Here is a 22,041-nt window from a genome sequence, read left to right as displayed (position 1 = left end):
TATATAAGGGTATAGTATGTCAGCAAATACATATGAATCTCTAAATGCAAAAGTAGGTAGACGGTCATTTATGAAAATGGCTGCAGTTGCTACTGCATTTGGAGTGACATCATCTTTTGCAAGTACTACAGCTACAAGAAAAGCAACTGAAGAAGAGATTAAAAATCCTTTTCCAGGTTCAAAAATGGTTAAATCTGTTTGTACTGCTTGTTCTGTAGGTTGTGGTGTTATAGCAGAAGTTCAAAATGGTGTGTGGGTAAGACAAGAAGTCGCTCAAGATCACCCTGTATCACTTGGAGGGCACTGTTGTAAAGGTGCAGATATGATTGATATGGTTAGATCAGAAGTTAGACTTAAACATCCAATGGTGAAAAAAGATGGTCAATGGAAAAGAATCACTTGGGATGAGGCTTTAGACGGTATTGCTTCAAAACTTGAAGATTTAAGAAAAAAAGATGGACCAGATTCAACAATGTTTTTAGGTTCAGCAAAATTCAATAATGAGCAAGCTTATTATTACAGAAAATTTGCTGCAATGTTTGGAACTAATAATATAGATCACCAAGCTAGAATTTGACATAGCTCAACAGTTGCCGGTGTGGCAAATACATGGGGTTATGGTGCTATGACAAATTCTTTAGGAGATATTCAAAACGCAAAAGCGATTATAATTTTTGGAGCGAATCCTGCGGTTAACCACCCAGTTGGATTTCAACATTTTTTAAAAGCAAAAGAGAGAAATAACGCAAAAATTATTGTAATAGATCCTAGATTTACTAAAACTGCTGCAAAAGCAGATTTATATGCACAAATTAGACCAGGGACTGATATTCCATTTATGTATGGAATGTTAAAAATTATTTTCGAAAATGGTTGGCATGACAAAAACTTTATTAATGATAGAGTTTATGGTATGGATGAAATCATGAAAGAAGCTAAGAATTGGCCTATTGAAAGAGTTGCAGATGTTACAGGTGTAAAAGCAGATTTAATTGTACAAATTACAAAATTATATGCAAAAAGTACGCCAGGAACATTAATTTGGGCTATGGGTTTAACTCAACACTCAAATGGAACATCAAATACAAGAATGGCTCCAATCTTACAACTTGCTCTTGGAAACATGGGTCTAGAAGGTGGTGGAACAAACATCTTAAGAGGTCATGATAATGTTCAAGGTGCGACTGACTTTGGTTGTTTAGCTGATTCATTACCAGGATATTATGGTTTATCTGAAGGTTCATGGAAATATTTTGCTAATGCTTGGGGTGTAGATTTTGATTGGCTACAAGGTCGATTTAAAGATGCTTCTTGGATGGGTAAAAAAGGTTTCTCTTTAGCTAGATGGTGGGCTGGTGTTTTAGGTGAAAATCCAGGTGAAGATGCAATTCATAATGCAGGTACAAGATTAAAAGCTTTAGTTGTTATGGGTAATGGTATTACATCAACAGCTCAAACAAAAAAAGTAAAAGAAGCAATTGATAATTTGGAAATTGCAGTGTTCTGTGATCCTTTCGTAAATGAAGGTGCTATTATAACTGATAAACAAAATGATGTTTATATTTTACCAGCAACTACTCAATTTGAGACTTCAGGTTCATTAACTGCTACAAATAGATCAGCTCAATGGAGAGACAAAGTTGTTGAACCAATGTATGAGTGTAAAGCAGATCAAGATATTTTATTTGAACTTGCAAAAAGATTTGGATTCTATGATCAATTTGTTGCTGGAATGGGAAAAGGTAAAGACTTTACTTGGCCTGAAGATGCAACTAATGAGATAGCAAGAACAATTAAAACTATTGGATTAACTGGTTGGACTGCTGATAGATTGAAAAAACATCAAAAAAATTGGCACATGTTTGATCAAGTTACAGGTAGAGGTTATGGAGAAATGACTGGTGAGTACTATGGTTTACCATGGCCTTGTTGGACAACATCACATTCTGGAAGTCCTGTTTTATATAATATAAACAGATCTGTAAAAGAAGGTGGTATGGGATTCAGAAATAGATTTGGATTAGAACATGATGGTGTAGATTTACTTGCAGGTAAAGGGAGTGCACCTAAAGATTCAAATAATAAAGATGGTTACCCAGAAATTACAAAAGATAATATTGAAGAAGTATTAAAAATCAAGTTAACAGCTGAAGAGAAATCTAAAATTGGTAAAAACTGGAAAGTTGATACATCAAATATTATTGCGGAAAAATGTATGGAAGCTGGAATTGCTCCTTATGGAAATGCTAAAGCGAGAGCTAAAGTTTGGGGATGGGCAGATGAAATTCCTAAACATAGAGAACCATTACATTCACCAAGAACAGATTTAACAAAAGAATATCCAAGTTTTGCAGATAAACCAAATCACTGGAGAGTTGATACAAGATATATTTCTGAGCAAAGTAAGCAAGATTGGGCGAAAGATTTCCCAATTAACTTAATTACAGGAAGACTTGTTAACTTAAATGGTGCAGGTATGGAAAATAGAGCAAGTAAATATCTTGCTAAATTAAGTCCAGAGATGTTCTGTGATATTAATCCAGATTTAGCTGGTAGATATGGTATTAGAGATGGTTCAATGATGTGGATTCATTCACCTCAAGGAACTAAGATTAAAATAAAAGCTCACTATTCTTATTCAGTTAGTCCTGATAGAGTATTTATTCCTATACACTTTGCTGGTGTTATGGAAGGTGAAAGTTTATTACATAAATATCCTGATGGAACTGCACCTTATGCAATTGGGGAAAGTGGAAATACTGTTTCTAACTACGGTTATGACATTGTTACACAAATTCCTGAAACAAAAGGTGGATTATGTCAGATAGAACAAGCGTAGGAGAAGTAACATGAGTAGTAATAATGTAGATTTTTCAAGAATGAAATTTTACTGCGATGAACACAGATGTATTCATTGTGATGGTTGCTCTGTTGCTTGTGCCGAAGCGCATGAGTTACCAGTTGAGATTTCTAGAAGAAAAGTAATAACAGTTAATGAAGGTAAGCAAGGTTTAGAATTTTCTTTATCTATTGCTTGTATGCACTGTACAGATGCACCTTGTGAACAAGTTTGTCCTGTAGATTGTTTCTATATTAGAGAAGATGGAATCGTTTTACATGATAAAGATAAATGTATCGGTTGTTCATATTGTCTATATGCATGTCCTTTTGGAGCACCACAATTCCCTAAAGATGGGGCATTTGGTACAAAAGGTGTAATGGACAAATGTACTATGTGTGCTGGTGGTCCTGATGAAACTAATAGTGAACACGAAAGAGAACTTTACGGTCAAAATAGAATTTCTGAAGGTAAAGTTCCTGTTTGTGCAGCAATGTGTTCTACAAAAGCACTATTAGTTGGTGATTCAGAATCTATAGCAGATATATACAGAGAAAGAGTACTATCATTTGGTCATGGAGTACAGTCTATGCCTTATGGTTGGGATAAAGCGTATGGAAAATAAAAGTTTTCTAAGTGAATATAAAGCCTATTTAGGAATAGGCTTATTATTCATCCTTTTAACATATTGGTATTTTTGGTTAGCAACGATAGCGGATATAAATTATGTATATCAGTTTTTATTACAAATGGCACAAGGTAATTTTACAGGACAAGTTGTTCCTTTTGAGAGTTTAACTCATTATCAACAAATGGAAGTAGGATTATTTGGACCAAAGTATGACGCCATAGCACCAGAAGTTATAAGAGCATTTGAAGAGAGACAACATCTACTACCTATAGTTTTTACAGTAGAGTTTTTTCTATTTCTTACGATGTTCATTGTAGCAAAAGGCAGAAAACAAGCAAAAATTACAAGAGAAAATGAAAAAATACAAGTTTATTCGATTTTTCAAAGAATTGTAATTCTTTTAAATATTTTATTTATGATTTATCTATTTATCACTGGGTTTTCAATTACATTTGGAAACTGGACAGGTGGTGGATATATCGCAAGAATGATGAGAGCAACTCATGAGGTAATAGGACTTGGGTGGATTCCAATATGGCTTTGTATGACAATAATAGCCTTTAAGGACCACAAATATTTTATTAGACCTAGTGGAAAAATTTGGAATAAGATTTTCTTAAGAGGAAAATATAAGCATATGGATAGAATCAATTACTACATGTTTGTAGCATTTGGTTCAATATTGGTTGTAAGTGGTTTTATCATTTGGTATTTATTTCCAGATGCTTCAACTTATGCACAAACAATACAAGTAAAAAGATTTATTCTTTTCTTCCATTTTATGGGAAGTGCAATTATTTCATTTTTTACATTTGAGACCATTTACTCTTATTTTGTATCTGTAAAAGGATACATTCCTGGTGTTATTACTGGTAAGTTACCAGTTGAATACCTAGAACAGTTAAGACCCGATGTTTTATTGGAAGATAAAACATTAAAAATAGAAGGTAAATAAGCTTGATAGCTTATTTACTATATTAAATTTATATTATTATAGTTTGAAGACAAAATATTATTATGCTATTTAATTTATTTGAATTAATAAGTTGATAAGATTTTTTTTATGACTAAAGTTTTATTGAATTTTTGAGGAGAGATTCATGAAAAAAAGTTTGTTGACATTTTTTATTTTACTATTTGCAACTTATGCAAATGCAGATAGTGCAATTTATGGGAAAGATTTATTAATTAATATAATAAATCAAGGAAAAGAAGGAAATTTAGACTTAGCAATGATTTTTACAATTTTGCAAGCTAAGTATTTTTCTGTTATATTTTTAGCTATTTCTTTTGGTGTTCCTGTTGTATTTTTTATTCATTATACAATAATTGGACCTATGATATTTTCACATGATAGAAAGAAAATTTTTATTTTCACTCTCTTTCATAGAACAATACATTGGTTAGCAGGAATATCATTTTTAGTGCTAATACCAACTGGTTTGGTAATGGTATTTGGAAGTTTCTTCCATGGTGGAGAATTTGTTAGAGTTTGTAAAGAGTTACATGCTGTTTCAACAATTGTTTTTGCAATTGCAGTTGTTCCAATGCTTATAATGTGGTTCAAAGAAATGTTACCTATTGCAGCAGATATACAATGGATTAAGATATTAGGTGGATACCTAAATAAAAGAAAAGACCCTATTCCTGCAGGAAAATTTAATGCAGGACAAAAAATGTGGTTTTGGACTTGTACAGCTGGTGGTATTTTAATGATTATCACAGGTGCAATAATGTATTTTCAAGATTTTCATATTGCAGTACTAAGATCATGGGGAATTATGCAAATTGATGTATTGAGAGTTAGCGTAATACTTCACAATGTAATGGGAATGTTAATGGTAGCTTTATTCTTTACACATGTTTACATGTCAGTATTTGCAATAAAAGGTGCTATTCATAGCATGTTTACAGGATATAAAGAAGAAGAAGAAGTAGAAATACTTCATAGTATTTTTTATAAAAAATTAAAAAAATAAAGTATAATATTCAAAGCTAGTGAATAACAGCATTCACTAGTTTTGATAATTTAAAATATGCATATTTCGCATATTAAGGAAAAGATATGGATGACAACACAAAATATTTAAAAACAGTAATAATTGACAAACTTATAGAAAATGAAGCTCATGAATTCGAAGATGTGACTATAGAAGAAGCACGTCTCAATCTATTTTTAAATGGAGAAAAAGCCATATCAATGATGACTATACCAAAAGATCAAGATGCTCATGCAATTGGTTTTTTGATGAGTGAAAATGTTATATCAAGTATAGATGATATTGAGGTTTTAGAAGTAAGTAAAGATGGCTTAAGAGTTGACATAAAAGCTAAAATTGACCAAAATTCTTTACAAAACTTATATAAAGAAAAAACATTAGTCAGTGGCTGTGGTGGTGGAGTCACTGGCAATATTGAAGGCAGTTTAGAAATACCCTTTAATCAAACTGCTTTTAAAATAAAACCTGAAACTATTTATACAGAAGTTAAAAAGTTTTATCAAGAGAGTGAACTTTATAATTTAACAGGATGTGTACACAAAGCTATGATTTATTTGCTTGAAGGATCAACTATTACAGCAGAAGATATTGGAAGACATAATGCAATTGATAAAGTTATGGGGAAATGTAAACTTCAAAAACTAGATACAACAAAGTCTATACTTTTTGTATCAGGAAGATTAAGTTCAGAAATGGTTACAAAAGCTGTTATGCATAAAATCCCAATTATAGTTTCAAGAACAGCTCCAACTTATCTTGGAGTCCAAACAGCTCATAAACATGGACTTACATTAATTGGTTTTGCTAGAGGTAAAAAGATGAATTTATATACTCATAGTGGGAGAATAGATGTCTAGTATAGATGATAAAGTAAATATACAACTTGATGATACTCAAAAAGAGTTTCTATATACAAACTTAGATGAAGAGGGGAAACTCTCTTGTCTAAAAGCTTTTAAAGTGGCAAGAAAAATAGGAAGAAAACCAATGGAGATGTCTGCTATTACAAAAAGCTTAGGTATAAAAATTACAAATTGTGAGCTTGGAGTTTTTGGAAAGCTAAAATTTAAAGATCCAAATATAAATGTATACAACAGAATCAAACAAAACTATATGGGACATAAAACTTTAGAGTGCAAAGTTTTATGGGATGAAGCACAAAAATCTACACTTAAAACAGTAGGTTCTACTGTAAAAAATTCTGATATTGAAGTTACACATTGTCAACTTGGATGCTTTAGAGAAAAGAAAGGTTTAAAAAATGAACATAAAAGTTAAAGTTTGGATTGAGGATGATAATAAAAACCTTATTTTTGGAAGTGGGAAAACTGAAATATTAGAATACATTGACTTAACAGGTTCTATTTCAAAAACTGCACAAAAAGTAGGTATGAATTACAAAAAAGCATGGAGTCATATAAAAATCTTAGAGAATTATATAGAAGATGATTTAGTTATTACACAAAAAGGTAGAGGGGAAGGTAGTGGCACTAAACTAACCCCAAAAGCTAAAGAATTAGTAAACTTGTATAAAACTCTTGATGAAGATATAAAAGAGTTTGCTCAAAAAAGATTTAATGAACTATTTATTCTAAAAGAGGATAAAATTATTAGCACAAAGGAAAATACAAATGCATAAACTAAATATTTTGCAATATAATAATATGCAAAATTTCCATATTAGAGATGAATTAAAATTGAATATTCTAAGTGATAATATTGAATACTTAAATTTAGAGAAAGAATTTTTAGGAAAATATAATTTTTCTAGATTAAATACTTTTTCTTTTTGTAAAGCTGGATTTTTAGACCTATTAATTCAATTAAATAAAAAAGGTAAAATAGCTATTTCTGTTGGTGAAACACAAAGTTTAGTAGAAGCTGGAAAAGAGTTTGAAGAATTAGGGTTTAAATTAACTTGGATAAATTTACAAAAAAATGGCACACTAAATATAAAAGATATTTCAAATATAAAGATTGATTTTGCTTTTATATCTTCATATGTAATGGATACTTTTGTCAAAATAAACCTTGAAGAAATAAAAAGTTTATCCAAAACAAAAATAATCTCAAATGCAAGTGTAGCTATTGATAAAACTAGTGATGCTATATATTTTGATTGTTATAAACTTGCTGGCTTTTCATTTGATGGAGTAATACTTTTTGATGATGAATTATTTGATGAAAAATCAATAGGTTTTACAAATCCAATAGCAGTTGATTTAATATATGAAGCTTTGAGAAATCAAACTTTTAATGAAACATCAAAAAAACTATTTGAAGAAAATCTAAAAGAAGTTTTAAAAGATGATATCTACTTTTTTGTAGATAATAAACTAACTCTACCCTATTCTTTACATTTTGCACTTAAAGGAATAAAAGCAAGAGAATTAATAAGAACCTTAGCCTTAGATAATATACATATTACAAATGGTGAAGGCTGTTCGTTAGGTCTTTCAAAACCTTCACGAATCATCCAAGCTATGGGATATGATGAAACAACTAGCCGAAACTCTATTTCATTTAGTTTTGATAGAGAATATACTAAAGAAGAAGTTGAAAAAATAGTTAAAAAACTAGCAAAAAAATATAGACAAATAAAAGTTTTAAATGAAGGAAAATAAATGAATCAAAAATTAAACTTTTTAGACTTTGAAGAAGCTTTTTCAAAAAGCTTAGAATTGGTAAATAAAATTTCTAAAGTAGAGATAGTACCTCTTTCATCTTCTTTAGGAAGAATAATATCAAAAGATATTATTTGTAGAAAGAACCTTCCCTCTTTTGACAACTCTGCTATGGATGGCTTTGCTATAAAGTTTGCTGATGCAGGCAAAACATTAAAAATCAACAAAGTGATTTTTGCAGGTGATAAAAATGAAAAAGTAAAAGAGTCATTAAAAGATAATGAATGTTATAAAATCATGACAGGAGCAAAAGTTCCAAGTGATGCTGATACTATTATTCCAATAGAAAATTGTACTAATGTAACAAAAGAGAGTGTTTCCGTTCCTCAAGATATAAAAAAAGGGTCAAACCTACGATTAAAAGGAGAAGAACAAAAAGAAGGAAATATTCTTTTTACTAAAGGAGAAGAGATAAATTCATCTCATGTTACTCTTTTAGCTTCTCAAGGTATTGTTATGGTTGAAGTTTATAAGAAAATATCTATCGCCATTGTTTCAACAGGAAATGAGATAAAAGAACCTTGGGAAAATGCAGATGAAGAAGAGATATATAACTGTAACTCTTTTGCTTTAATTTCTCAACTAAAAGAAAAAGGATTTGATGCCACTTATTGTGGTGTAGTTCCTGACAACTTAGAAAAATCAAAAGAATATATCAGTAATCTAAAAAGCTATGATGTAATAATTACAACAGGCGGTATTTCAATGGGGGATGCTGATTTTGTAGGAGAGGCATTCTTACAAAATGGTTTAGAAACAGCTTTTCATGGTGTAAATATAAAACCAGGTAGACCTATTATGATGGGGAAAATGGATAAAACAGTAGTGATTTGTTTGCCAGGTAATCCACTTACAGCAATGGTAAATATATATTTATTTGTAATTCCTATGTTAAAAAAACTACAAGGAGCAAATGAATACTACCATGATATATCAAAAGCTGAAAATAAAACAGAATTTAAAACTAAAAAAGGGAGGGTAAATATAGTATTAGGAACGATTAAAAATGCGAAGTTTTATGTGACAAGAAACAACAAATATGGATCAGGAATGATTACAGCACTTTATGAGAGTAACACAATTTTAGTTACTAATGATTCCACATCATTAATAAGTGAAAATCAAGAGATTAGAGTAATAGAATTCAATAAAAAATTACAAAATACACAAATTAATATATTTAACTAAAAAGGAAACAATATGATTAAAAAAACATTATTTACACTAGGATTAAGCGCGATTATAGCATCTTCATTATTTGCAAAAGATTCACTTATGATGGCTACAACAACAAGTACAGATAATACAGGACTTTTAGATTATTTAGCTCCAAAATTTGCTAAAGACACAGGTACAACACTAAAATGGGTTGCAACAGGAACTGGTAAAGCACTTAAAATGGGAAGCAACTGCGATGTTGATGTATTATTTGTACATGCACCTGCTAGTGAGAAAAAATTTGTAGCTACTGGATATGGAATTAATAGAAAACAAGTTATGTACAATGACTTTGTAATTATTGGACCAAAATCTGATCCAGCACAAGTATCAGGTATGACCCCTGATAATGCACTTAATGTTATAAAAACAAAGGAAGCAAAATTCTTTTCAAGAGGAGACAACTCAGGTACAAATAAAAAAGAGTTATCTTTATGGAAAAATGCAAATGTTGATGCAAAAGCTGAATCAAATTGGTATGTACAAACAGGTCAAGGTATGTTAAGAACTATCAATATGGCTGCTGAAAAAAATGGATATACAATGACAGATAGAGGAACTTGGATTAAGTATATGTCACAAACAGGTGATAAAAATACAATGAAAGTTGTAGTTGAAGGTAATAAAACTTTATTTAACCAATACTCAGTTATAACAATCAACAAAGAAAAATGTCCAAATGTTAAACCAGAACTTGCAACAGAATTCACAAGTTGGGTAACTAAACCTGAAACTCAAAAAGTAATCGCTGATTTTAGATTATTAGGACAAGCACTGTTTATTCCTAATGCAGATAAATAAATTAAAGTAAGGGTTAAAAAGTAGAATGAATCTATTCCGTGATGGTTTCAAAGAGGCAGTAGAGTTACTAGTAGCAGGAAACGAAAGTGTTTACTCTGCTATTAGTACAACAATAACTGTATCATCTTGGTCTTTATTTATTAGTTTACTAATAGGCTTACCTTTGGGCTTTGCCCTTGGGTATTACAACTTTTTTGGAAAAGCAGTTATTAGAACTATAGTGGATACCCTATTGGCATTACCAACTGTTGTAATTGGATTAGTTGCATATACAATGCTTTCTCGTGTTGGTCCATTTGGGGAATATGGTCTTCTTTTTTCACAAAAAGCCATAATAATTGGTCAAATAGTTCTTGGTTTGCCTATTATTATAGCTTTAACTGCAACACAAGTCGAAGCAGTAGATAAAAGACTTTATACCTCTCTTAAAGGACTTGGTGCAAACTCTTTTCAAATATTAACTGCAACACTTGTTGAAGCAAGATTTGGAATTATGACAGCAGCAATGACAGCTTATGGAAGAATTATTACAGAAATAGGTATTTCTATGATGGTTGGTGGTAATATCAAATACCACACTAGAACAGTAACAACTGCAATTGCTTTAGAAACGGGTAAAGGTGAGTTTGTGACAGGTATTGCACTTGGATTAGTTCTATTTGCAGTTGCATTAATTGTAAATATAGCACTATCTCAATTGAAAAGGAAATGGACTCAATGAAACACTTATATGAACTTCAAAATATTGAGCAATATTATGAAAATAAAAAAGTACTTTACATTGAGAATCTAAAACTAAATGATAATCAAATAATAGGATTCTTTGGACCAAATGGAAGTGGAAAGTCTACACTATTTTCTCTTTTATCTTTTATTGATAAGCCAAGTAGTGGAAATATCTTTTTTAATGGTATTATAAATAACAAGATTGATGTGGAAACCAAAAAAGATATTGTAATGGTACCTCAAAATCCATACCTTTTAAAAAGAACTGTTTTTGAAAATGTCGCTTATGGAATAAGACTTAGAGACCAAACAGAAAATTTAGAAAAAAAGGTAAATGAAGCTTTATCTTTAGTTGGACTTGAAAGTTCGTTTAGTACACGAAAGTGGAGTCAATTATCAGGGGGAGAAGCACAAAGAGTTGCTTTAGCTGCAAGACTTATATTAAAGCCAAAAGTTTTGATACTTGATGAACCAACCTCAGGAGTAGACACAAATTCAGCACAACTTATAAAAGAAGCAATATTATCAGCAAAACAAAAATGGCATACAACTATCTTAATCTCAAGTCATGACAACCATTGGTTAAATAATATTTGTGATAAAAAAATAGCTCTTTTTCAGGGAAATGTAGTGGAAAGTGGTAGTGTTAATCTTCTTTTTTCACCTTGGGAAAAAGATGAAGATTTAAATCTAGTGAAAAATTTTAGTGATGGACAAAAGTTAACTATTAAAAATTCATTTGATAAAAAAAGAGATTCTGTTGTAATGATAAATTCTGATTACATAAAAATATGTAGAACAGATTGTGAACATATGATTACAGATGAAACATTAAAAGGGGTTATTAACTCAATACATCAACAAGAAGATGGAGATTTACTTTTAATTGAGTTTTTTATTGCAAGTATTCCTTTTAATTGTAAAATTTCTAGAAAAGATATGGAAACACAAAGATTATTGCCAGGGGATAAGATTTATATAAATATCTCTACTGAAAATATTTGTTGGATTTAATATATAACTATGTATAATTATAAAAAATAGTTTACCAAAAGGAAAAAAATGTTTATAAAGTTAAATGAAAGAGTACATTTAAATCTAGATAAGATCACTAGAACTAAGATTGATCATGTTGAAGATGGGATTAGAGTTAGATTTTATGAGGGACAAGACCAAGTTGCAAAATCTAAAAGATTTGAAAATATAGAAGATGCTACAAAGTGGCTTGAAGACTTACTATATTCAGCTAAATAGTATGATAAAGAGCCCTCTTAAAAGGTCTCTTTTATCTCTTTTTATTTAATCTAATCTTTTGATAAAGATATTAAACCATCAGCTAAATTAACTTTCCAAGCATAATAATCATGCCCATTTTGAAACTCTTTATATATAAAATCATAACCTTTTGATTCAAGTACTGTTCTTAAGTGTCTATTACTTTCTAAAATATCTATTGAAAAATATCCTGTCTCATAAACACCAGCATTTAAATAAAATCTGATATCTTTCTTTTTACTTTTAGCAATTTGTCGTGTTAACCATTCTGGTTCAGGGTCATTGTTAGAATCTTTCCAAAAAGAACCTGACTGACTTAAAACATTTCCAAAATATTGGGGATAAGTATAAGCAACAAAAGCAGAAGCTAAACCACCATAACTAGAACCTGTCAAAGTTGTATCTTTTGCTTTAAATTTCATATTTGTTTTTGCTTCAACAAAAGGTAGTAATTCTTTTGCCATAAAATCTGCAAACTTTTTATTTGAAGGCAATTCTAAAGCTCTTGAATTTCTTGTTGGATTATCAATAAAAATAGCAATAGTTGGCTTAATTTTATTTGCATAGATTAAATTATCAAGTATAGTAGGAGTATCAACTTTTACTTGATATTCAACACCATCAAATACAAAAAGCAATTTATATTCTTCTTTTGGATTGAAACCTTTTGGTTTATAAATACTGATATTTCTAGTATTATTTAATATTTCACTTTTGATTTTGTAATTTTCAACTGAACCTTTTGGACTATTTGATTTTATTGCCCAGTCTTTATATTTTTTATCTTTTATTTCAAAAGTTGAATTAGTCATATATTTATCTAGCTTTAAATCTTTTGTCATCTTATAAGGATGTTTATTTAAAGGATCCATTTGAGATGTTGCTAAAATAGCCATTCTTTTTTCTCGACTACTTCCATCAATAATAGGAACATCCGGTGCGATTTGATATGACATTCTAATACCATTTTTAACTACAAAACTCTTAAACCAAATATCGCTATTTTCTAATCTATCAAAATAAACATGTTCATGAGTTGGTCCACCAAATAATCGTACATTGTGTTTTGCACCTTGATATAAAAATGTTAAGATAGACTCACTTTCATTTATTGGTTCCACTAATGGTGTTCCTAGTTTTCTAATTTTTTCCCAAAACATTTTTGTATCTTTATTTGTTAAAAGGTTCTTTTTTTCTTTTTTGATTATTTCACTTATTATTTCTACTTTTTTATTCTCTTTGAATTTTACAGGTAAAATCTTATCTATGCTTAATTTAAAAATATTATCTTTTGATTTATTTTTTAAGTTTATGTAATATTTACCAGACTCATTTGTAACAAATATTAACCTACTTTGAAGTTTATTAAGTTGATCTAATCTTCTTACAAAATGTTTATTTTTATCTAATAATTCAATTCTATCAACTTTAGCACTTAAAGTAAAACCACCTATAATATATGAGTCTTTTTTTAAATCCAAAGGAAATAAGACTTCATTATGGGCTTTTATTTTCTCTTCTAAAACAATAGGTTTTGATAGTGCAAATAATGATGAACTAAGAAATACAATACAAATCAAAGAGAAGATAAAACTTCTTTTTATTTTTCTAGAATCTATATTCAAGTGACACTCCATAACTTCTTGGTGCTCCATACATTGTATAGCCACCTTTCATTAAAGAAGAAAAATATCTTTCATCAGTTACATTATTTACATTAAAAGATATATTTGTATTTTTATTGATTTTGTAACTTGACATTAGATTATAAATTGTATAACTTTTTTGTGATACATCTTCATATTTTCTATCATGCGCTTTACTTTTCCAATTTGCTGATATACCAACTTTTAAACCTGCAATTTCTTTAGGAGAATAAGTAAGGGAAGCATTTAACATTCTTCGTGGAATATATCTTGTAACATCTTTTTTATTAGCATCTTTAATAGAAAGGTTTGTATAACCAACAGAAGTGTTTATAGTATCATTAATATCACCAGAAACTTCTATTTCAAATCCTTTACTTGTAACTCCATCTATAGCTTTATAATAACTATCACCATTAGCTCGTTTACCAGCTTCTTCTGCAACATTTTCTTTTTCTGTTTTAAATAAAGCAAAAGAACTATTTAAAGCTCCATCAAAAAATGAAGATTTAAATCCAACTTCATAATTAATACCCTCTTCTGCATCCAACTGAGTTCCACTTTCATCACTATTATTTTGAGGATTATATGTTGTTGTATAACTTACATAAGTAGATATATCATCAGTTATTTTATAAACTAAAGAAAGATAAGGAGTTAAAACTTGAGTATCTTTTTTACTATATGCTCCGTTCCATGCCGTTCCTTCTTCATCAAAATTTGCTATTTTACTACCTACTAATAAACTAAAATTATCAACTATATGAAAATTTGTAGCTGCTGTAAAAGATAACTCTTTTTGTGTATAATCTGTATTTTCAACTGTTGAAGGGTCATAATTTCTAGGAGGCGTTGAACCATCCCATGTACTTAAATTTACAGGATATTTTGTTACTTCTCTTAATCCTTTCCCTTTATATTTTTGTTTAGTATAATTTGTATTTAAAACAATTTCATGCTCTCTGTCAAATAAAGAATATGCTCCATTTAAAGTAAAATCTAATGAATTTGTTTTGTATTCATCATCAGCATATATATTAGCCCAAACTTTACCTGGATCTAAATTTGCCACATCATTATCTTGTTCATTTTTATTATAAGAATAAGTTGATTTGAGCTTCCACTTATCTGATAAAGTTGATTCTAATTCTAAAAATGCATTAGTTGTAGTAGTATTTCGATATGACCAATCTGAACTTGGATTTATAGATATGTCATATTTCTTTTCTTGCAACTCACGACTATCAAATCCTCCATGTTGAGAACCATTATTTTTATCTTCAACTCTTGTTAATCCGAAAGTTAAAGTATTATTATCATTAATATCTCCATCAATCATTGCAGATAAAACAGTTGATTTAGTATCTCTTCTATCTAAATAAGAATCTGCTTTTTCATACGCTGCTAAGATTCTTGTTCTTATGGTTTTAGATTCATTTAAAGCCCCTGAAACATCACCTTCTACTCTTCTTTTATTCCAAGAGCCACCTGATAATTTGGTACTTGCTTGAAATTCTTTAGTCGGTCTTTTTCTAACCATATTAATAGTAGCAGAAGGATCTCCATGATTACTTGTAAGTCCAGTTGCTCCCCTTGTAACTTCAATATGATCATAAAGAAACATATCCATATCACCATAAATATAGCCATTATTGCTAGAACCTACTCCATCTACTAAAAAATTAGTAATATTAAAACCTCTTGATGTATATCTTGTTCTATCACTTTCAAGTTGTTCTACTTCTATTCCTGTAGTATTATTTAATACTTCATTTATTGTATTTAAATCAAAATCTCTCATTTGCTGTTGCGTTATAACAGATACACTTTGAGGAGTATCCAAGATTGAAAGATTCATTTTTGTTGCAGAAGACATTGAACCTATAGTATATGAATTACTATGCTCTGTTACATCATCACTATTTGATACAACATCAACTGAACCCAATGAGGTACTGTCTTCATTTATTTTGTCACTTGCAAGCAAAGTATTACTTAATGCAATTATTGTTGCAAATGATAGTAACGATTTTTTAGAAAAAATCATTTAATCTCCTTTTAAATTGATACTGAGTATCATAACCAATAGAAATGACAATGAAATAACTTTAGGAAGAAAATTGACAAAAATTCCAAATTTAACGCAAAAAGATATAAATATTTTAATTGTAGAGGATGAAACACTTTTAGCAATGGGTATGAAGTGTGTATTAAATGAATTTAATTACAATGTAACAGGAATAGAAACAACTGGAAGAAATGCAATAGAACATGTAAAAAAAAATCATCCAGATCTGATATTAATGGACATCAATCTAAAAGATAGTATGAATGGAATAGAAGCAGCCAAATACATCTGGCAATACTATAAAGTACCAATTATCTTTTTAACCTCATATGGAGATAACAAAACAATAAAAGAAGCAATGATTTGCGAGCCTTATGCTTATTTACTTAAACCTTGTAGAGATGAAGAGATAAGAGCTACCATCGAAACAACCCTACATAAACATAATTATTTTTTTAAAAATAAAGAAATAATAGGAAAAGACAAAAATATACAAACCATCTTTTTAGAAGATAATTTCTCTTTTGATAAAACAAAAGGTATTTTATACAAAAAAGACAATCCTTTGAAACTAACAGGCAATGAAGTAAAACTGATTCAATTATTAAGTGACTATCCAAATGAACCTGTAAATTTTAATAGAATAAGCACTTATATTTGGAGAGAAGATGTATATGACTTAGCAAAACTAAGAACGCTAATTTATAGATTAAAAATAAAAATTGAAAGCAATATTATTGAAAATATATATGAACTAGGATATAAGTTGAAAATAAAATAGATGTTTAAAGTTAATCTAAACTCTCTTAATACAAAAATATTTATTACCTTTATACTATTGGGGTTATTTTTATTAAGTGTATTATTAGTACAACTTATTCCAAATATGCAAAATGAACAAAAAAATCACATATCTGATGAAATAGAAAATATCATATATCTAACTACTCAACAACTAATTCTTGCAGAAAAAGCAATCAAAAATAATGGTATTATAAAAAGAGATAAATTAAAATCTATTATGGAACTAGAAGCAAATAAAATTTATAACAAAATAAACAAAACAAATAAGATAAAAGATTTCTCAGCTATTAAATATAAGACAAATAATAAAGAAGCCATATTTAATATTTCAATTTTAGATAAAAATAAAAATGTAATCTTTCAAGTAGAAAAAGAAGACTTTTCTAAAATAAAAGATAAATTAAAAGAAGATGAGTTTTTAAGATATGATGAAAAAAATGAATATGTATGTTCTTCTGGAATTAGAAAATTCTTTTATACAAAAAAATTAATTAAGTTAAATAAATATCTTGTAATTTCAAGCGATATAGATAAAATGCCCATAAAAGGCAAAGGTCTTGAACTAAATATTAAAACTGATATTCAAACTAGTTTTTCAAGATTGGAAAGATTTCATAAGGGTAAGACTTATTTGATGTGGTTAAATATCAAAAATGCTCAAGATAATAAAATCTTATATAATAAGAATGATAACTCAGAATATAATACAAAATATTGTTTAAGTAGATTATCAAAGTTTAGATTTCCTAAAACTGGACTTTTAACAGGAAAACAGATTTTAGATGCAATTGATAAAGAGCCTATTAAGCACCTTCTTGACTCGCCTGAAGATCCGGGTAATTATATTTATCCCACATTAACTTGGGTTAGATTAATAAGTAGTGATACCACAGAAAAATTTCTTTATATAACTTCTGTGTATGAAAAGGATTTTATTCAAAGTATCGATTCTTCATTGTTAAAAGTTTTACCTGCTGTGATTATTTCTTTTATTATTGCACTTATAATTGGTTCATTATTATTTAAACGATTATTTAAAAGTATAAATATTCTTACACATACTTCAAAGCAAGTAAATGAAGGGAAATTAAATCATAGAAATAATCTAAAAGGCAATGATGATATAGCCATGCTAGCAAATGCTTTTGATAAGATGTTAGATTCTTTAGAAAAAAACATCAATGAATTAGATAAAAAAGTTGAAGAGAAAACAAAACAATTAACAAATTCTTTAAAAGAAAAAGAGACTTTATTAAAAGAGATTCATCATAGGGTAAAAAATAATTTAGCTATCACTATAAATCTAATAAAACTAGAAAAATCAAAAATAAATAATGAGGAAACAAAAAGTTCTCTTACAAATATCCAAGATAGAATCTTTGTGATGGAATTACTTCATAGAAAGCTATATGAATCAGAAAATTTAAGTTTTATATCACTAAAAAAATATATAAATGACCTAACAAAAGATATAGAACTCAGTTACAATAAAACAAATTATGTCAAAATAAATAATGATATTGATGATATCAATATGGATATCGACCATGCACTGCCTTGTGGACTTATTATAACGGAGTTGATAACAAATTGTTTTAAATATGCATTTAATGGTAAAGATGGACTAATTGATGTATCTTTTAAATGTATTGATAAAACATGCTATTTGAGTGTAAGGGATAATGGAATAGGACTAAATAAAGATATTGATATAAATAACACTCAAACTTTAGGGTTACAGATTATTTCAAATATTGTAAAAGGTCAACTATTTGGACAGTTTAAATACTCTTTTGATGATGGTTCTAGCTTTGATATAGTTTTTGATTTATAAATATTATAAGGAAAGTAATCCTTATAATACTTCAATTTGGCAGTTTAGGTCTATGCTTCCACCCTTGATAATTTGAGCTCTTAACCCTGCTTTATGCACCATTTGAGTTAGTGTTTTTTTCTCGTCCAGTTTTTCAGCTATATATTTACAAGGTTCACATAATCTAATACCTTTTAATATTACTTCTCCTATTTGAAACTCTTTTCCAACTAGTGAGTTCAAATCACAATTTGTAACTGCGATATTTCGTCTAAAGTCTTCAGGGGTAAATGAAAGATTATGTTCTTCATTTAATGCATTTATATTTTCTATTTCTATTAGGGTTACATCTCTATCAGGTTCTATCTCACCTTTATTAGAAAATGTCCCTTCTTGGTTATAATATCTATCACCAAAGATTCCTTTACCAACTTCTAATACTACTTGATTTACGTTTTGCATAGGGCTTTCAATACTTTTTGAGATAAGAAGATTCGATATTTTTCCTGACATAGTGTTTTCCTTTATTTCTTTTGATTATAGCTTAATAAGATAACTAGTTACTGAACTTTTTATTTTTTGTATTTATTTAATAGTTCTATAAAATCACTGTCATCTTTAAAATTATCCCAATCTTCATCTTCCTCAATCTGTTCTACACTTATAGCTTTATCAATTAGATTTTTTTCTAATAATTCTAAAGCTTTAGATTTTATACCTCTAAGAGAATAATAACAAGATAAATTATATGAATCTCCACCTAAATCAACTGCTTTTTGTAATTTCTCATATGCTTCTTCATATAACTTATCATCATTTTTTAATTTTGCTAAATTAGATAATGCATTTCCCCAATTATTAAAAATAGAATCATTTTTTTGATTTAATTCAAATGCTTTTTTATATTTTTCAAATGCCTCTTCATATAACTTTTCATCATTTTTTAATTTTGCTAAATTAGATAATGTATTCCCCCAATTATAAAAAATAGAATCATCTTTTGGATTTAATTCAGATGCTTTTTTATATTTTTCAAATGCCTCTTTATATAAATTTTCATCATTTTTTGATTCTGCTAAATTAGATAATGTAGTCCCCCAATTATAAAAAATAGAATCATCTTTTGGATTTAATTCAGATGCTTTTTTATATTTTTCAAATGCCTCTTTATATAAATTTTCATCATTTTTTGATTTTGCTAAATTGTATAATGCACTTCCCCAATTATTAAAAATAGAATCATCTTTTGGATTTAATTCAGATGCTTTTTTATATTTCTCAAATGCCTCTTTATATAACTTTTCATCATTTTTTGATTCTGCTAAATCAGATAATGCACTTCCCCAATTATTAAAAATAGAATCATCTTTTGGATTTAATTCAGATGCTTTTTTATATTTCTCAAATGCCTCTTCATATAACTTTTCATCATTTTTTGATTCTGCTAAATCAGATAATGCACTTCCCCAATTATTAAAAATAGAATCATCTTTTGGATTTAACTCAGATGCTTTTTTATATTTCTCAAATGCCTCTTCATATAACTTTTCATCATTTTTTGATTTTGCTAAATTGTATAATGCATTTCCCCAATTATAAAAAATAAAATCATCTTTTGGATTTAATTCAGATGCTTTTTTATATTTTTCAAATGCCTCTTTATATAACTTTTCATCATTTTTTGATTTTGTTAAATTGCATAATGCATTTCCCCAATTATTAAAAATAGAATCATCTTTTGGATTTAATTCAGATGCTTTTTTATATTTTTTAAATGCCTCTTTATATAACTTTTCATCATTTTTTGATTCTGCAACCTTTTTGATATTTATACCCCACAAATTAAATAAATTAGATGTTAAATTATTTATTTCAAAATTATTTACTTTTTTTACTTTTAATAATAATTTATTAATTTTATTTTCATCAAAATTATAACTTAATAGTATATCAATTATCTCTTTTTTAAGTAAATCAATATCTATTTCTTCCTTAGTATTTTTCTTTGAAGAATTTCCTTTCTCATATATATCTATAGCTTCATTAACTTGTTTTTTTACTATTTCTAATCTCTCTTTTACCCCTTTAAAGTTTTCTTCATCTTCTATATCAACAATATTATCAAGTGATTTTTGTAAAAATGTAAATGGTTCTTCTAATATTTCTGGTTGGTCTAATTTTAACTCACTATTTAATTTAATCATAAAAGAATCAGAATCAAATCCTTTTATCAAATAACTATTAGTATTTTCTTTTTCTAAAAGATTTTCTAGTATACAATCTGATGGAATTGAATCCTTATATGAAACCCAATATAATCCATTATCAAATCGTCCTAATTTAATTAGATGTTTAAAAATTGGGTCATTCCCACTATATCCAACAAATATCCAAGGTCTATCTTTAATACTATTTAAAATAGGTGGAATTACTTCATTAACTTTTTTTAATTCTTCATCTGTATTAAGTAACCATAATCCATGATGTTGACCATGTAAATAAACAACAGATTTTTTTGGAAAAGTAGAAGTTGTTAAATCTTTTAATACTGCCATATCATAAGTTGGTGGATAAATATTATATAATGCTAATGCCCTTAACATCAAATTATCAAAGTTTACAGTTAAAACATAATCAATAAAATCATTTTTAATTAATTGTGCTAAATAAATATGAGTTACATTAATTTTTGCATTATCTATATATCCTTTTAATAAATTGTTTCTTTGTTGAGGAAGAAGACAATTCATTAATGATGTATAACTTTTATCTTTATCTTTTTTTACAGTTGGATTATCTTTATAATCTTTTAGAATATCAGATACAATATCTCCTGCCAATGGTATACCACCACTTTTTGACGCACCTGCACCCAAAAAAACTATTGGCTGGTTAATATTTCCTTTTTTTGCCTCTTTTAGTAAATATGCTAATTCTTCTATTGTTGACTCTTGCATTTATTGTCCAATTATTAAATTAGTTCATTGTAACAAAAATATTATTAACTTATTCAAGATAATTAATCTCTCTTGAAGAGGTAAACCTCTCCGCTTTCTTACTTTTGTATTGACGAAAAGTAAGCAAAAACAACTACGGCTTAGGAGGCAAAGCTTCCCTCATTTATTATTTATCTTTTCTGACTTGTAAAACTCACATAAAAATATGCTCTTTAGCATATTTGTTCTGTTCAAACAATTACAAGTCTTTTCCGAAAAGAGAAATAAACATTCGGCTCCTGTAGATGTAGCAATATTATTTGGTGTCTATATATTACTTTATAAATAAAAATTTGAACTATAGGTATTTCTTTCTGCCTTTGATGAAGCTGGAAGTTAGATGTTTATTTTCTGTAAAGCCCGAAACTGTTTGAACGTTAAGAAATGACCTAAACGGTCATTTTAGTGAGTTTTACAGGGCAGAAAATAAATATATAACTGGAAAGTAGCTTTGCCTTCATCAATTCGGCAGTCTTTTTTGCTTACTTTTTCGAGATCAAAAAGTAAGAGAAGCGGAGAGGTTCACCTCTTCAAGAAAGA

The 22,041-nt window shown here is 28.4% G+C and carries 19 protein-coding genes; 15 read left to right on the top strand and 4 right to left on the bottom strand.

Features of this window, described 5'->3' with window-relative positions; translation table 11 throughout:
• Nucleotides 1-16: 16 nt before the first annotated feature.
• The 13 genes from ACNI3D_RS05010 (at nt 17) to ACNI3D_RS04950 (ending at nt 12,153) form a co-directional block, all read left to right on the top strand.
• A complete protein-coding gene (locus ACNI3D_RS05010) occupies nt 17-2,839 on the top strand; it encodes a formate dehydrogenase subunit alpha (RefSeq protein ID WP_258238714.1) in 2,823 nt (940 codons plus the stop codon).
• 10 nt (nt 2,840-2,849) lie between these two features.
• A complete protein-coding gene (gene fdh3B / locus ACNI3D_RS05005) occupies nt 2,850-3,464 on the top strand; it encodes a formate dehydrogenase FDH3 subunit beta (protein WP_419768461.1) in 615 nt (204 codons plus the stop codon).
• Nucleotides 3,454-4,425, top strand: coding sequence for a cytochrome b/b6 domain-containing protein (locus ACNI3D_RS05000; RefSeq protein WP_258238715.1), 972 nt, complete (start codon nt 3,454-3,456; stop codon nt 4,423-4,425). Before fdh3B ends, ACNI3D_RS05000 begins: the two co-directional genes overlap by 11 nt.
• A gap of 145 nt (nt 4,426-4,570) precedes the next feature.
• Nucleotides 4,571-5,449 (top strand): formate dehydrogenase subunit gamma, encoded by an 879-nt coding sequence (locus ACNI3D_RS04995; RefSeq protein ID WP_129101481.1) that lies wholly within the window; start codon nt 4,571-4,573, stop codon nt 5,447-5,449.
• 86 nt (nt 5,450-5,535) lie between these two features.
• Nucleotides 5,536-6,327, top strand: a complete 792-nt coding sequence (fdhD, locus tag ACNI3D_RS04990; RefSeq protein WP_129101482.1) for a formate dehydrogenase accessory sulfurtransferase FdhD — start codon at nt 5,536-5,538, stop codon at nt 6,325-6,327.
• A complete protein-coding gene (locus ACNI3D_RS04985) occupies nt 6,320-6,748 on the top strand; it encodes a ModE family transcriptional regulator (protein ID WP_129101483.1) in 429 nt (142 codons plus the stop codon). Before fdhD ends, ACNI3D_RS04985 begins: the two co-directional genes overlap by 8 nt.
• Nucleotides 6,732-7,109, top strand: a complete 378-nt coding sequence (locus ACNI3D_RS04980) for a winged helix-turn-helix domain-containing protein (protein ID WP_129101484.1) — start codon at nt 6,732-6,734, stop codon at nt 7,107-7,109. Before ACNI3D_RS04985 ends, ACNI3D_RS04980 begins: the two co-directional genes overlap by 17 nt.
• On the top strand, nt 7,102-8,094 hold the full coding sequence (locus ACNI3D_RS04975; RefSeq protein WP_419768460.1) for a cysteine desulfurase: 993 nt from the start codon (nt 7,102-7,104) through the stop codon (nt 8,092-8,094). The genes ACNI3D_RS04980 and ACNI3D_RS04975 overlap by 8 nt, the downstream gene beginning before the upstream one ends.
• Entirely contained in the window at nt 8,095-9,342 is a 1,248-nt protein-coding gene (locus ACNI3D_RS04970) for a molybdopterin molybdotransferase MoeA (protein WP_419768459.1), read from the top strand.
• A gap of 12 nt (nt 9,343-9,354) precedes the next feature.
• Complete coding sequence (locus ACNI3D_RS04965) at nt 9,355-10,173, top strand: ABC transporter substrate-binding protein (protein ID WP_419768458.1); 819 nt, start codon at nt 9,355-9,357, stop codon at nt 10,171-10,173.
• 25 nt (nt 10,174-10,198) lie between these two features.
• The gene (locus tag ACNI3D_RS04960; protein WP_129101488.1) at nt 10,199-10,894 is read left to right on the top strand and encodes an ABC transporter permease; all 696 of its coding nucleotides are present in this window, start codon (nt 10,199-10,201) and stop codon (nt 10,892-10,894) included.
• Nucleotides 10,891-11,913: an energy-coupling factor ABC transporter ATP-binding protein gene (locus tag ACNI3D_RS04955; protein WP_419768457.1), complete on the top strand. Its 1,023-nt coding sequence runs from the start codon at nt 10,891-10,893 to the stop codon at nt 11,911-11,913. The genes ACNI3D_RS04960 and ACNI3D_RS04955 overlap by 4 nt, the downstream gene beginning before the upstream one ends.
• A 48-nt stretch (nt 11,914-11,961) precedes the next feature.
• A complete protein-coding gene (locus ACNI3D_RS04950) occupies nt 11,962-12,153 on the top strand; it encodes a sodium-dependent tyrosine transporter (protein WP_129101490.1) in 192 nt (63 codons plus the stop codon).
• 50 nt (nt 12,154-12,203) lie between these two features.
• Here the strand turns inward: ACNI3D_RS04950 and ACNI3D_RS04945 are convergent, their stop codons facing one another.
• Together ACNI3D_RS04945 and ACNI3D_RS04940 are read right to left on the bottom strand one after the other, a co-directional pair.
• Nucleotides 12,204-13,829: an alpha/beta hydrolase-fold protein gene (locus ACNI3D_RS04945; protein ID WP_419768456.1), complete on the bottom strand. Its 1,626-nt coding sequence runs from the start codon at nt 13,827-13,829 to the stop codon at nt 12,204-12,206.
• Complete coding sequence (locus tag ACNI3D_RS04940; RefSeq protein ID WP_419768455.1) at nt 13,783-15,867, bottom strand: TonB-dependent siderophore receptor; 2,085 nt, start codon at nt 15,865-15,867, stop codon at nt 13,783-13,785. Before ACNI3D_RS04940 ends, ACNI3D_RS04945 begins: the two co-directional genes overlap by 47 nt.
• 73 nt (nt 15,868-15,940) lie before the next feature.
• Between ACNI3D_RS04940 and ACNI3D_RS04935 the strand changes: the two genes are divergently transcribed.
• Together ACNI3D_RS04935 and ACNI3D_RS04930 are read left to right on the top strand one after the other, a co-directional pair.
• Nucleotides 15,941-16,669 carry a response regulator gene (locus ACNI3D_RS04935; RefSeq protein ID WP_419768454.1) on the top strand — a complete coding sequence of 243 codons (729 nt, stop codon included), beginning with the start codon at nt 15,941-15,943 and terminating at the stop codon, nt 16,667-16,669.
• A complete protein-coding gene (locus ACNI3D_RS04930) occupies nt 16,670-18,526 on the top strand; it encodes a histidine kinase dimerization/phosphoacceptor domain -containing protein (RefSeq protein ID WP_419768453.1) in 1,857 nt (618 codons plus the stop codon). It abuts the gene before it with no gap.
• A gap of 21 nt (nt 18,527-18,547) precedes the next feature.
• Here ACNI3D_RS04930 and ACNI3D_RS04925 read toward each other — a convergent pair whose 3' ends face one another.
• Both ACNI3D_RS04925 and ACNI3D_RS04920 read right to left on the bottom strand, forming a co-directional pair.
• A complete protein-coding gene (locus ACNI3D_RS04925; protein WP_419768452.1) occupies nt 18,548-19,018 on the bottom strand; it encodes an MOSC domain-containing protein in 471 nt (156 codons plus the stop codon).
• Nucleotides 19,019-19,077: 59 nt separating this feature from the next.
• A complete protein-coding gene (locus tag ACNI3D_RS04920) occupies nt 19,078-21,462 on the bottom strand; it encodes a TPR end-of-group domain-containing protein (protein WP_419768451.1) in 2,385 nt (794 codons plus the stop codon).
• Between the last annotated feature and the right edge of the window lie 579 nt (nt 21,463-22,041).

The organism is Arcobacter siniprincipis (SeqCode), assembly GCF_048571125.1.
Lineage (GTDB): Bacteria > Campylobacterota > Campylobacteria > Campylobacterales > Arcobacteraceae > Arcobacter > Arcobacter siniprincipis.
Note: the sequence above shows the minus strand (reverse complement) of the source record. Positions and strands in the feature narration are given on the sequence as shown.

What these genes read in the sequence shown, in the direction of transcription:
- fdh3B (WP_419768461.1), top strand. Translation starts at nt 2,850, where the DNA reads ATGAGTAGTAATAATGTAGATTTTTCAAGAATGAAATTTTACTGCGAT.
- ACNI3D_RS05000 (WP_258238715.1), top strand. Translation starts at nt 3,454, where the DNA reads ATGGAAAATAAAAGTTTTCTAAGTGAATATAAAGCCTATTTAGGAATA.
- ACNI3D_RS04995 (WP_129101481.1), top strand. Translation starts at nt 4,571, where the DNA reads ATGAAAAAAAGTTTGTTGACATTTTTTATTTTACTATTTGCAACTTAT.
- fdhD (WP_129101482.1), top strand. Translation starts at nt 5,536, where the DNA reads ATGGATGACAACACAAAATATTTAAAAACAGTAATAATTGACAAACTT.
- ACNI3D_RS04985 (WP_129101483.1), top strand. Translation starts at nt 6,320, where the DNA reads ATGTCTAGTATAGATGATAAAGTAAATATACAACTTGATGATACTCAA.
- ACNI3D_RS04980 (WP_129101484.1), top strand. Translation starts at nt 6,732, where the DNA reads ATGAACATAAAAGTTAAAGTTTGGATTGAGGATGATAATAAAAACCTT.
- ACNI3D_RS04975 (WP_419768460.1), top strand. Translation starts at nt 7,102, where the DNA reads ATGCATAAACTAAATATTTTGCAATATAATAATATGCAAAATTTCCAT.
- ACNI3D_RS04970 (WP_419768459.1), top strand. Translation starts at nt 8,095, where the DNA reads ATGAATCAAAAATTAAACTTTTTAGACTTTGAAGAAGCTTTTTCAAAA.
- ACNI3D_RS04965 (WP_419768458.1), top strand. Translation starts at nt 9,355, where the DNA reads ATGATTAAAAAAACATTATTTACACTAGGATTAAGCGCGATTATAGCA.
- ACNI3D_RS04960 (WP_129101488.1), top strand. Translation starts at nt 10,199, where the DNA reads ATGAATCTATTCCGTGATGGTTTCAAAGAGGCAGTAGAGTTACTAGTA.
- ACNI3D_RS04955 (WP_419768457.1), top strand. Translation starts at nt 10,891, where the DNA reads ATGAAACACTTATATGAACTTCAAAATATTGAGCAATATTATGAAAAT.
- ACNI3D_RS04950 (WP_129101490.1), top strand. Translation starts at nt 11,962, where the DNA reads ATGTTTATAAAGTTAAATGAAAGAGTACATTTAAATCTAGATAAGATC.
- ACNI3D_RS04945 (WP_419768456.1), bottom strand. Translation starts at nt 13,829, where the DNA reads ATGGAGCACCAAGAAGTTATGGAGTGTCACTTGAATATAGATTCTAGA.
- ACNI3D_RS04940 (WP_419768455.1), bottom strand. Translation starts at nt 15,867, where the DNA reads ATGATTTTTTCTAAAAAATCGTTACTATCATTTGCAACAATAATTGCA.
- ACNI3D_RS04930 (WP_419768453.1), top strand. Translation starts at nt 16,670, where the DNA reads ATGTTTAAAGTTAATCTAAACTCTCTTAATACAAAAATATTTATTACC.
- ACNI3D_RS04925 (WP_419768452.1), bottom strand. Translation starts at nt 19,018, where the DNA reads ATGTCAGGAAAAATATCGAATCTTCTTATCTCAAAAAGTATTGAAAGC.
- ACNI3D_RS04920 (WP_419768451.1), bottom strand. Translation starts at nt 21,462, where the DNA reads ATGCAAGAGTCAACAATAGAAGAATTAGCATATTTACTAAAAGAGGCA.